Source organism: Novosphingobium organovorum, assembly GCF_022832435.1.
In the GTDB taxonomy this organism is placed as follows: Bacteria; Pseudomonadota; Alphaproteobacteria; order Sphingomonadales; family Sphingomonadaceae; genus Novosphingobium; species Novosphingobium organovorum.
The window spans coordinates 47,758-59,232 of sequence record NZ_JALHLF010000015.1; the positions used below are offsets into that span (position 1 = coordinate 47,758).

The window sequence follows — 11,475 nt, forward strand, 5'->3', positions numbered from 1 at the left end:
AATCCCCTTGGAGCCGTGAAAGGGACCGGGCCCCGGCGCGCTGGCATGCCGCGCCGGAGCCCGGTCCCCGGATTGCTGGCCGGATGAGCCGGAGCCTTGCGCCCGCTTGTCCGGCCCCTTTTGATACACGCCGTTGGGGAGAGGGGCGCACGATGCGCGCGCAGCTTGGTGTGAGCCTTGGCCAGTGTTCGTGGGCCGGGGAAAAGAGCGAGAATCAGGATTTCTGCGATGCGCGCGTGCCCGAGGGCAGCGCGCTCGCGCTCAAGGGCGTGGCGCTCGCGCTCGCCGACGGGATCAGCACGAGCGCGCTGGGCCGGGAGGCGGCCGAAGTCGCGGTAGCCTCGTTCCTGACCGACTATTTCGCGACGTGCGAGGCCTGGTCGGTGCGCACCAGCGCGCAGCGGGTGATCGCGGCGATCAATTCGTGGATGCACGCGCGCAACCGCCAGCGGCAGGGGCCGGGCCTGCCCGAGGACGCGCGCGAGAAGGGTCTCGTCTGCACGCTCTCGGCGCTCGTGCTCAAAGGGCGTTCGGCCTACGTGTTCCATGTCGGCGACGCGCGCATCGCGCATTTCAGCGAGGATGGGTTCACGGTCCTGACCGAGGCGCACCGGTTGGAGCTGGGCGGCGGCGAGAGCCTGCTTGCCCGCGCGGTCGGGATCGATCACCGGCTCGCGATCGACCACGCGCAGGTGAGCGTGCGCGCGGGCGACGTGTTCATCCTCACCAGTGACGGCGTGCACGACCACGTGCCGGGCTCCGCCTTTCTGGCCGCGGCGCGCAGCGCCGACCTCGATCGCGCCGCGCGCGAGTTGTGCGCGGCGGCGATCGCGGCGGGCAGCGCAGACAATGTGACGGTCCAGATCGTGCGCATCGAAAGCCTGCCCGACAGCGACCTCGACGACGTGATCGGCGAAGAACGAGCCTTGCCGCCCGCGCCCGCGCTGATGGCCGGGCAGGATTTCGAAGGCTTTTCGATCCTGCGCACGCTCCACGCCGGGCACCGCAGCCATGTCTATCTTGCGCGTGATCGGGCGAGCGGGGGGCGTGTCGTGCTCAAGGCCCCGGCCCGCGAATGGGCCGGGGACCCGCACGAGCGCCAGCGCCTGATGCTTGAGGAATGGGTCGCGCGGCGGGTGCGCAGCGGGCATGTGCTGGCCGCGCCGCAATCGGGCGGAGAGCGGCGTCACGCCTATGCGGTGTTCGACTATCTGCCGGGGCAGACACTCGAGGAATGGGCCTATGCGCGCCGCGAACCCGATCTGGTGGCGGTGCGCGCCCTGATCAAGCAGATCGCGAGCGGGCTGCTCGCGCTGCACCGGCGCGAAATCCTGCACGGCGACTTGCGCCCCGCCAATGTTATCGTGGACGGCGAGGAGATCGCACGGATCATCGATTTCGGCTCGGCCGTGGTGGCCGGGATCGAGGAAATCGCGCCGCGCGCTCAGGACGCCGCATACGCGGGAACGATGCAGTTCACCGCGCCCGAAATCTGGCTCGGCGCGCTGCCCACGCGGGCGAGCGACCTGTGGTCGCTGGGCGCTATCGCCTATTTTCTGCTGACCCGCAGCCTGCCTTATGGGCCGCGTCTTTGCGGCGCGCGCACCCGCGCCGCGCAGCGCGCCTTGCGCTACATCCCGGCGAGCGAGATCAATCCCGAAGTGCCCGCCTGGATGGACGCCGCGCTGGCCCGTGCGCTCGCGCTCGATCCGGGGGCGCGCTACGCCGAGCTATCGGAATTCACGTATGATCTCACCCGTCCCAACCCGTCGCTGCCCGCAGCGGCGGCGCGCCCGCTGCACGTGCGAAAGCCCGAGCGGGTGTGGCAGGCCGCGAGCGCGGTGCTGGCCATCGCGCTCGCGGTTTCGCTGCTCTTCCCGCGCGCGGCGATGCCCGAGCGGCCCCAGGGGAGCGCAACCGGGCGGGCCCCCCAGGCGGTTTACGCGGGCGAGGCGATCGGCCGAACGGAATAAGACAAGCCTTCTCGACACGTCCTGCAGATGCCGCGTGCGGCGATCGACGAGGTGAATTTTTGTGCGTTTTCATCGAAACTTGCACCGCGAAACCGCAATTCTGGCAGTGTTGCCAAAATGCGTCGCTCGCGCTGTTTCGACAGATCGTCGGGGGGCGGTTGACGCGAACTGGGCAAAAATACTCTTGCCCCAAAGCTTCCGAATCAGTTAAACACAAACCAAGCGAGATTGCGCCGTCCACAGTTGGACGATGGTAAGCGCCTCGCCATCATTCTGACAACGCGTGGCAATGAAGCCGCCCGTGCCAACCCATTCGCAGGGTATGGCTCGAGGCGGTTTTTTTGCGTGCGCGTCATGAACGGAGACGGGACGTGAATGCACCAGTGAACGTCAAGGCGGGGAAGGGGGCGCTGCCCGCACGCGAAAAGCTCGTGGTGATCGGCAACGGCATGGCCGGGTGCCGTGCGGTCGAGGAAGTGCTGTCGCGCGATGGCGACCGCTTCGAAATCACGATCTTCGGCGCCGAGCCGCGCGTCAACTACAACCGCATCATGCTCTCGCCGGTGCTGGCGGGTGAGAAGACCTTCGAAGAGATCGTCATCAACACGCCCGAATGGTACGAAGAGAACGGCATCACGCTGGTCTCGGGCGACAAGGTGGTGCAGATCGACCGCGCGACGCAGACGGTGATCGCCGCTTCGGGCCGGGTCGAACCCTACGACCGCCTGCTGATCGCGACCGGTTCGGACCCCTTCATCATTCCCGTACCCGGCAAGGATCTGGACGGTGTGGTGACCTTCCGCGACCTCGACGATGTTGACAAGATGCTCGCCGCAGCCGACGCGGGCCAGGCGCGCGGCGGCGGCAGCGCGGTGGTTATCGGCGGCGGTCTGCTCGGGCTCGAGGCCGCGCACGGCCTGTCGCTGCGCGGCATGAAGGTGACGGTCATCCACCTCATGCCAACGCTGATGGAGCGCCAGCTCGACGAGGCCGCCGGCTTCCTCCTGCGCAGCGAACTGGAGCGCCGCGGGCAGACCATCCTGACCGGCGCCAACACCAAGGAAATCCTGGGCAAGGACGGCAAGGTCGCGGGCGTCCGGCTCGAGGACGGCACCGAGATCGTGGCGGACATCGTGGTCATGGCGGTCGGCATCCGCCCCGCGACGGGGCTGGCGAAGGAAGCCGGGCTCGAGGTCGAACGCGGCATTCTGGTCGACGATCACATGGTCACGTCGGACCCGGCGGTGCTTTCGGTCGGCGAGTGCGTCCAGCACCGCGGGCTGTGCTACGGTCTCGTCGCGCCGCTGTGGGACATGTGCCGTGCGCTGGCCGACCATCTGACCGATCAGCCCACCGGCTACACCGGTTCGGTCACCTCGACCAAGCTCAAGGTCTCGGGCATCGACCTGTTCTCGGCCGGGGACTTCTCGGGCGGCGAGGGCTGCGAGGACATCGTCATGCGCGACGCCGCGCGCGGCATCTACAAGCGCGTGATCGTCAAGGACAACAGGATCGTCGGCGCGGTGCTCTATGGCGATACCGCCGATGGCTCGTGGTATTTCGATCTGCTCAAGAAAAGCGAGGACGTCTCGGACATTCGCGAGGCGCTGATCTTCGGTCAGGCCTTTGCGTCCGGGGGTGCGCTGGCGGACCCTAACGCGGCCGTTGCGGCCCTCTCGGACGATGCCGAGATCTGCGGGTGCAACGGCGTTTCCAAGGGCCAGGTCGTCTCGTGCATCGCGGGCGGCGCGCATTCGCTCGACGCGGTGCGGGCGAGCTGCAAGGCTTCGGCCTCGTGCGGGTCGTGCACCGGGCTGGTCGAAAGCCTGCTTTCGCTGACACTGGGCGGCGAAGTCGAAAGCGGTCCGGCCACCATGTGCAAGTGCACCAGCTTCACCCATGACGATGTGCGCGCGCTGATCCTCGACAAGAAGCTGATGAGCATCCCGCACGTCCTGCAGGAACTCCACTGGTCGACCCCCGATGGCTGCGCTTCGTGCCGCCCCGCGCTCAACTACTACCTGCTGTGCGCCTGGCCGGGCGAATACGTCGACGATCAGAAGAGCCGCTTCGTCAACGAGCGGATGCACGCCAACATCCAGAAGGACGGCACCTATTCGGTCGTCCCGCGCATGTGGGGCGGGCTGACCAACCCCAGGGAACTGCGCGCGATCGCCGACGTGGTGGAGAAATACAACGCGCCGATGGTCAAGGTGACCGGCGGGCAGCGGCTCGACATTTTCGGGATCAAGAAGGAGGATCTGCCCGCGGTCTGGGCCGATCTCAACGCGGCGGGCATGGTTTCGGGCCACGCCTACGGCAAGAGCTTGCGCACGGTGAAGACCTGCGTCGGCAGCGAATGGTGCCGTTTCGGGACCCAGGATTCGACCGGGCTCGGCGTCAAGCTGGAGCGGATGACCTGGGGGTCGTGGATGCCGCACAAGTTCAAGATCGCGGTCTCGGGCTGCCCGCGCAACTGCGCGGAAGCGACGATCAAGGACTTTGGCGTCGTCTGTGTCGACAGTGGCTACGAACTGCACGTGGGCGGCAATGGCGGCATCAAGGTGCGCGCGACCGACCTTCTGTGCAAGGTCGCGACCGAGGCCGAGGCGATGGAGATGTGCGCCGCCTTCATCCAGCTCTACCGCGAGGAAGCGCGCTATCTGGAACGCACCGCCCCGTGGATCGAGCGGGTCGGGCTCGAGCATGTGAAGCAAAAGCTGGCCAGGCCCCAGGCCATCGCCGCCTATGCTGCGCGCTTCCACTATTCGCAGACCTTCATGCAGGACGATCCCTGGGCCAAGCGCGCCGCGGGCGAGCGTGCCGACCTGCACCAGCATCTGGCCACCGTGCGTCCGGTCGACGGCGCCTTCCTGATGGAGAAAGCATGATGTACGGCGATTGGCTTGATATCGGCCCGGTCGGTCAGATCGAGGCGGGCACCGCGCGCACGCTGCCGGTCGAGGGGCTCAAGGACGGCGCCAGGCGCGAGCTGGCGATCTTCCACACCCTGCGCGGCGAATTCTTCGCGATCGAGAACCGCTGCCCGCACAAGCAGGGCCCGCTCAGCCAGGGCATCGTCCATGGCGACGTGGTGACCTGCCCCTTGCACAACTGGAACATTTCGCTGCGCAGCGGCCGCGCGCTGGGCGAGGACGAGGGCTGCGTGCCCACCATCCCGCTCAAGGTCGATGCCGGGCGGCTCTACCTGCTGCGCGCCGCTGTGCTGGGCGAGGCCGACGAAGTGGCCGCTCCGGTGCCCGAAGCGGCCACGGTCAAGGACTGAAGCGATGGACGTGATCCGCACCACCTGTGCCTATTGCGGCGTTGGCTGCGGGGTCACGGCCGGGGTCGTCGCAGGTGGCGATCGGGGGGTCTCGATCTCCGGCGACCCCAAGCACCCGGCCAACAAGGGGCGGTTGTGCTCCAAGGGCACGCATCTGGGCGAGACGGTCGGGCTCGAAGGGCGTTTGCTCCACCCCCGTGTCGACGGACGCCGGACCGACTGGGACAGCGCGTTCGATGCACTGGCGGACCGGATGCGCGCCTGTATCGAGGAGCACGGGCCGGACAGCGTGGCCTTCTACGTCTCGGGCCAGTTGCTGACCGAGGATTATTACGCGGCCAACAAGCTGATGAAGGGCTTTGTCGGCTCGGCCAACATCGACACCAATTCGCGCCTGTGCATGGCGAGCGCGGTGGCCGCCTACAACCGCGCCTTTGGCGAGGACGTGGTGCCGTGCTCGTATGAGGATCTCGATGCGGCCGATCTCATCGTGCTGGTCGGATCGAACACCGCCTGGTGCCATCCGGTGGTCTGGCAGCGCATCGAAAAGGCGCGCGAGCGGCGCGCCGCCAAGCTGGTGGTGATCGATCCGCGCCGCACCGAAACCGCCGAACAGGCCGATCTGCACGTTGCGGTTGCGCCCGATGGCGATGTCGCGCTGTTCAACGCGCTGCTGGCGCGCATGGCCGCGATGGGGCTCGTGGACCGCGCCTTCATGGCCGCGCGGGTCGAATGTCCGGCTGATTTCTGGGATGGGCTGGACGGTGATCCGGGTGTCGATCCGGTGGTGTTCGAGCAGCTGTGCACGCTCGTCGCGGCGCATCCGCGCATGGTCACGCTGTTTTCGCAAGGCGCCAACCAGTCGGTCGGCGGCACCGACAAGGGCAACGCGATCATCAACCTGCACCTGGCGACGGGGCGGATCAACCGCATCGGCGCGGGGCCGTTCAGCATCACCGGCCAGCCCAACGCGATGGGCGGGCGCGAGGTGGGCGGACTCGCTAACACACTAGCCTGCCACATGGGCTTTTCCGAGGATGAGCGCGCGGCGGCGGCGGCCTACTGGAAGGCGCCGAAGATCTGCACCGGGCCGGGTCTGAAGGCGGTCGACCTGTTCCGCGCGGTCCACGCCGGGAAGATCAAGTTCCTGTGGGTCATGGCCACCAATCCGGCGGTTTCGATGCCCGACAGCGGCTTCGTGCGCGAGGCGCTCGAGCGCTGCGAGACGCTCGTCGTCTCGGACGTGATCGCCGATACCGACACCGCGCGGCGCGCCGACATCCTGCTCCCGGCCGAGGCCTGGGGCGAGAAGAACGGCACCGTCACCAATTCGGAACGCTGCGTCTCGCGCCAGCGCCGCCTGTTTGACAGCCCCGGCGAAGCGTTGGCGGACTGGCGGATCATCGCTGGGCTCGCCGCGCGGATGGGCTGGGAGAGCGCGTTCGACTGGCCTAATGCGGCCGCGGTGTTCCGCGAATACGCGGCGATGACCGGGCTTTCCGCCGCGCGCGGGCTGCGGCTCGATCTTACCGCCTGGGCCGACCTTTCGGACGAGGAATACGATGCGCTCGAACCGTTCCAGTGGGGCGGCGAACGTCCACTGGCCTGGCGCTTTTCGCACCCCTCCGGCAAAGCGCGGATGGTCCGTGTGGCCCCCGCCTGCACCACGCCCGACGCCGCGTTCCCGCTGCGGCTCAACACCGCGCGTTACCGCGACCAGTGGCACACGATGACCCGCACCGGCCTGTCGCCCACGCTGTCGCAGCACCGGCCCGAGCCGCTGGTCGAGGTCCACCCGCGCGATGCCGCGAAGGAAGGGCTCACCGATGGTTCTCTGGCGCGGGTAATGACCCGGCAGGGCGATGCGGTGTTCCGCGTGCGCATCGGTGAGGGGCAGCGCGAAGGCGAAATCTGCGTGCCCATGCACTGGACCGACGCGATGAGCGGGGGCGGTCGTGCCAACCGCCTGCCAGGGCAAGGCGTCGATCCCGTCTCGGGCCAGCCCGGTTTCAAGAACAGCGCCGCGCGGCTGATCGCGGTGCGCGCCGATTGGCAGGCCTTCCTCGTGCGCGAGGATGTCTTTACACCCGAGGGGCTGCTGTACTGGACCCGCGCGCGGGTCGCCACCGGCTGGCTCTACGAACTGGCGGGCGAGGGCGCGGTCGATCTCGACGCGCTGCTGCCCGAGGGCGAGCGGCTCGAAGTGGCCGACATCGTGCGCGGCATGCGCCGGATCGCGGTGCGCGGCGAGGATGGACGCCTGCTGGCGGCGGCCTATCTCACGCGTTCGGGGACCTTGCCCCAGCGTGGCTGGGTGGCAAGCCAGATCGGGCTTGATGCGGCGAGCGCGAGCGAACTTCTCGCCGGGCGGCCGAGCACGCCGCTGCCCGATCGCGGCGCGATCGTGTGCGTGTGCCACGGCGTGGGCGAAAAGGACATCGCCGAGGCCGCGCTGCAAGGGGCGGACAGCGTCGCTGCGATCGGCGCCTGCACCAAGGCGGGCACCAATTGCGGATCGTGCCGACCGGCCATCGCCAAACTTCTCCAAGCCTGTGCAACCCAAGCAAGGGAGCCTGCCGAATGAGCGCATATCCTCGTGACGATTTCGCCCCCGGATCGGTCTGGCTGGTGGGCGCCGGGCCGGGCGATCCCGAGCTGCTCACGCGCAAGGCCGAGCGCCTGATCGGCGCGGCGAGCGTGATCTTCCACGATGCGCTGGTCGGCCCGGAAGTGCTCGACCTTGCTGATCCCTCGGCGCGACTGGTCTATGTCGGCAAGCGCTCGGGCCGGCACTCGAAGGACCAGAAGACGATCGACGCGCTGATCGTCGAGGCGGCGCTGGCAGGCGAGCGGGTGGTGCGCCTCAAGGGCGGCGATCCCTCGATCTTCGGCCGCTCGACCGAGGAGCTGGAGGCGTGCCGCGAGGCGGGCGTGCGGGTTTCGGTCTGCCCCGGCGTGACTGCGGCGAGCGCGGCGGCGGCGGGACTGGGGGCCTCGCTCACGCTGCGTGGCCTGGCGCGCAAGCTGACCTTCGTCACCGCCCATGCCCGTGCGGGTGAGGAGCTGGAGCTTGACTGGGAGCGGCTGGCTGATCCCGAAGCGACCCTGGCCGTCTATATGGGTAAGGCGGCCGCTCCGGCGCTGTCCGCAAGGCTGATCGCGGCGGGGCTGCCTGCGCAAACTCCGGTCGCGCTGGTCGAAAACGCGAGCCTTCCCAGCGAACGGCATTTCCATACCCGGCTCGATCTCCTGCCGCTCGCCGCGCGCACCGCGCTGGGCGACGGCCCGGCACTGCTGCTGATCGGCGCGGCGATGGAGAAGCCGCAAGGAACGCGCGTTAAGGAATTGCAAAGGATTGTTGCGATCCCGTCGAAACAGATTGGTAATCAATAGCTTGTAGCCCGCCTCTCGTTCCAGCCTCGTTCCGAGGGGAGTGGACGAGGGGCGAGGCCGGTTTTCCGCCGATTTGGTCGGGGATCGGTCTCGTTTCCTTACCCCGCGCGCATGGCGCGCCGACGCGAGCGCTATTTCCAACCCTTCTTGCGAGCCGTTCGTTCGCCATCAGCGTCGAGCGGCGCGCCGTTGGCCATGTCCTGCGCCGCGCGCATGAGATCGGCCTCGGCCGATCCGGCCTGGCGATAGGCGTCGGGACTGGCGGCCGAGGGCTGGTTGGCCTGCGTGCGTTCGAGCACCCAGCTGTCCCCGTCCCGGCAGGCGATACCCGCTGTCGCGCGCGCCGAATAGACCCGGCAATAGGTCCCGTTGTCCCGCTCGAAGCTGGTCAGTATCCGCAAGGGCCCGCCGTTGCCCTGCGCTGAGGCGAGCTGGGTGTCGAGTCCCCTGGCAAGGTTCCCCGCCGCGACGAGCTGGCCGCCGCGATCGACCACACTGGCGCTATCCCCCACCGCATCGTGCGATGGCGAAGCGAAGCGGCCGAGGTTGAGGCTCGTTCCCAGCATGACGCCCAGCACCAGCGAGGCGGCGAGGCCGGCGGCGAGGCCGGGCCGCGCGAAAAGCGGCACGCCTTTCTGGCCGGGCACGCGCTGCGCTCCGGCGCGCGCGCGCGCCTTGGCCTTTTCCTTGCGCTCCTTTTCGCGCCGGGCCTTGGCGGCGGCAAAGTCGAGCACGGGAGCAGGGGGCTGGGCGGAAGGTTGCGCCACCGGTGGAACCGCCACCGCGCCGGGCGTGTGAGGCTCCTTGGCGGGCGCCTTTGCCGCATCCTCTTCCTGCGCCGCCGCGATCATCGCCATCAGCGCATCGGGCACGGCTTCCTCGGCCACCGGATCGAAATGGGCCTGCAAGCGCGCGCGAAGCCGCTGTTCCGCCTGCAATTGGGCGGCCAGTTCGGGGTCGTGCGCGACGGCCTCCTCGATGCGGTCGGCGGCTTCGCCCGAAAGTTCGCCATCGGCGTAGGCCCGAAGCTCCTCGCGGGTTACACCGGTCATGCCTTCTCTCCCAATTCCCTGAGCAATGCCTCGCGCCCGCGGCCCAGGCGCGAAGTCAGCGTGCCTTGCGGTATGTCGAGGATTTCGGCCGCCTCCTTGTAGGCAAAGCCTTCGATCATGACGAGCACCACCGCCTCGCGCTGCTCGTCGGGCAAGCGCGCCAGCGCGCGCTCGACATTGCCCAGCTCGACCAGGCTTTCGGCCGCGGGCGCGCCAGGGGTGCCCACGTTGACACCTTCGTCCTCGTGCGTGAAGGTCTGCGAGCGCCGCGTGCGGGCGCGGATTTCATCGATCCACTGGTTACGCATGATCCTGTATACCCATGCGTCGAGCCGGGTGCCTTCCTCCCACTGGGTGCGGGCCTTGAGCGCGCGCTCGACGGTTTGCTGGCACAAGTCGTCGGCATCGGCGGCGTCCTGCGTCAACCCGCGCGCAAAGCGCCGCAGGCGTGGCAGCAGCGCGGTCAGCTGGGTGCAGAAGCTCGTCGTCGTGCTCATCGATCTTTCGTGCCTGAGGATGAAACGGATGGACTTGGGCGTTTCATCCACGAGTGCAAGAATTTCTGCTAACGGACAAGAGCATGACGAAAGAGACAGGCAAAGGCCGATCGCGATGGCGTATGCTGGCGGCGCTGGCCGTGCTGGTGGGGAGCGTGCTGGCGGGCCCGGCCAGCGCGCAGCTGGGCGTGCCGGGGGGCGCTTCGCTGCCCGGCGGTTCGCTCGGGGGCGATGTGGGGGAGGCAATCGGTTCGCTCGCGGACAAGACGCTCGAGGGGGCGCAGGATCTGGGCGAAAGCGCGAGCCGGGCGACCCGATCGACCTTGCGCCGCCTGATTCGCCTGCGTGACCAGCGCCTTGCCCGTTTTGTGCGCGAGACGCCGGGCGTCGAGCGCGATGCCGAGGGCAATCCGGCGCGGGCGGGCGAACTGCTGATGCTCGATCCCGATGCGCCCGCGCTCGAAAGCGCGAAGGCCAACGGCTTTACGGTGATCGAACAGGGCGCGCTCGAAGGGCTCGACATTGCCTATGCCCGGCTCGCGGTGCCGCCAGGGATGACGCTGGCCGATGCCGAAGTGCGGCTGCGCAAGGCGCTGCCCGGTCATGCGGTGAGTTCGGACCCGATCCACTTTCCCTCGGGCAAGCTCGGAGCGTCGGAAGCGCTTGGCGTGGCGGGCGCGGCGGCGGTTTCGACAAGCGACCTGCCGCGCGGGGGAAGCGTGGGTGTGATCGATGGCGGGATCGCGGGTTCCTCACGCCTTGTCGCGCAAAAAGGCTTCGCGTCCGGCGCCCCGGTGCCCGACGAACACGCCTCGGCGATCGCCTCTTTGCTTGCGGGGGCGGGCACGGCCAGGCTGTGGTCGGCCGATGTCTATGGCACCGACAGGGCGGGGGGCGATGCGCTGGCGATCGCGCGCGCGCTGGGCTGGATGCAGACGAACGGCGTGCCGGTGGTCTCGATCAGCCTTGTCGGCCCGGCCAATCCGCTGCTCGCGCGGGCGATCGACGCGGCGCGGGTCAAAGGCATGTTGGTGGTCGCGGCGGTCGGCAACGATGGCGCCGCCGCGCCGCCTGCCTATCCCGCCTCCTACTCCGGCGTGGTCGCGGTGACCGGGGTCGATGCGCGCGGGCGGGTGCTGATCGAGGCGGGGCAGGCACGGCATATCGATTACGCGGCGCCCGGCGCGGACCTTTCGGCGATGGTTCCGGGAAAGGGACGCATTGCGCTTCGCGGGACGTCGTTCGCCGCGCCGCTCGCCGCCGCCCGGCTCGCC

8 protein-coding genes are annotated in these 11,475 nt (G+C 68.7%); 6 read left to right on the forward strand and 2 right to left on the reverse strand.

Annotated features, from left to right (window positions below):
• The first annotated feature begins 152 nt into the window (after positions 1-152).
• The 5 genes from MTR62_RS06565 to cobA all read left to right on the forward strand — a co-directional run bounded on the left by MTR62_RS06565 (position 153) and on the right by cobA (position 8,652).
• Entirely contained in the window at positions 153-1,973 is a 1,821-nt protein-coding gene (locus tag MTR62_RS06565) for a bifunctional protein-serine/threonine kinase/phosphatase (RefSeq protein WP_244018219.1), read from the forward strand.
• Between the two features lie 371 nt (positions 1,974-2,344).
• Entirely contained in the window at positions 2,345-4,864 is a 2,520-nt protein-coding gene (nirB, locus tag MTR62_RS06570; protein ID WP_327194384.1) for a nitrite reductase large subunit NirB, read from the forward strand.
• Positions 4,864-5,259, forward strand: coding sequence for a nitrite reductase small subunit NirD (gene nirD / locus MTR62_RS06575; protein WP_244018236.1), 396 nt, complete (start codon positions 4,864-4,866; stop codon positions 5,257-5,259). The genes nirB and nirD overlap by 1 nt, the downstream gene beginning before the upstream one ends.
• 4 nt (positions 5,260-5,263) lie before the next feature.
• Positions 5,264-7,843 (forward strand): nitrate reductase, encoded by a 2,580-nt coding sequence (locus MTR62_RS06580; protein WP_244018221.1) that lies wholly within the window; start codon positions 5,264-5,266, stop codon positions 7,841-7,843.
• Positions 7,840-8,652 carry a uroporphyrinogen-III C-methyltransferase gene (gene cobA / locus MTR62_RS06585; protein ID WP_244018224.1) on the forward strand — a complete coding sequence of 271 codons (813 nt, stop codon included), beginning with the start codon at positions 7,840-7,842 and terminating at the stop codon, positions 8,650-8,652. The genes MTR62_RS06580 and cobA overlap by 4 nt, the downstream gene beginning before the upstream one ends.
• Before the next feature lie 131 nt (positions 8,653-8,783).
• On the opposite strand, the gene MTR62_RS06590 is transcribed toward cobA, so the two are convergent.
• Together MTR62_RS06590 and MTR62_RS06595 are read right to left on the reverse strand one after the other, a co-directional pair.
• The gene (locus MTR62_RS06590) at positions 8,784-9,704 is read right to left on the reverse strand and encodes an anti-sigma factor family protein (RefSeq protein ID WP_244018226.1); all 921 of its coding nucleotides are present in this window, start codon (positions 9,702-9,704) and stop codon (positions 8,784-8,786) included.
• Positions 9,701-10,201: a sigma-70 family RNA polymerase sigma factor gene (locus tag MTR62_RS06595; protein ID WP_244018228.1), complete on the reverse strand. Its 501-nt coding sequence runs from the start codon at positions 10,199-10,201 to the stop codon at positions 9,701-9,703. The genes MTR62_RS06590 and MTR62_RS06595 overlap by 4 nt, the downstream gene beginning before the upstream one ends.
• 83 nt (positions 10,202-10,284) lie before the next feature.
• On the opposite strand from MTR62_RS06595, the gene MTR62_RS06600 reads away from it, so the two are divergent.
• The coding region (locus MTR62_RS06600; protein ID WP_244018230.1) for a S8 family serine peptidase at positions 10,285-11,475 on the forward strand (1,191 nt) is incomplete at its 3' end.

Excerpts from the sequence above, each read along its gene's own strand:
- MTR62_RS06565 (WP_244018219.1), top strand. The coding sequence starts at position 153 with ATGCGCGCGCAGCTTGGTGTGAGCCTTGGCCAGTGTTCGTGGGCCGGG.
- nirD (WP_244018236.1), top strand. The coding sequence starts at position 4,864 with ATGTACGGCGATTGGCTTGATATCGGCCCGGTCGGTCAGATCGAGGCG.
- MTR62_RS06580 (WP_244018221.1), top strand. The coding sequence starts at position 5,264 with ATGGACGTGATCCGCACCACCTGTGCCTATTGCGGCGTTGGCTGCGGG.
- cobA (WP_244018224.1), top strand. The coding sequence starts at position 7,840 with ATGAGCGCATATCCTCGTGACGATTTCGCCCCCGGATCGGTCTGGCTG.
- MTR62_RS06590 (WP_244018226.1), bottom strand. The coding sequence starts at position 9,704 with ATGACCGGTGTAACCCGCGAGGAGCTTCGGGCCTACGCCGATGGCGAA.
- MTR62_RS06595 (WP_244018228.1), bottom strand. The coding sequence starts at position 10,201 with ATGAGCACGACGACGAGCTTCTGCACCCAGCTGACCGCGCTGCTGCCA.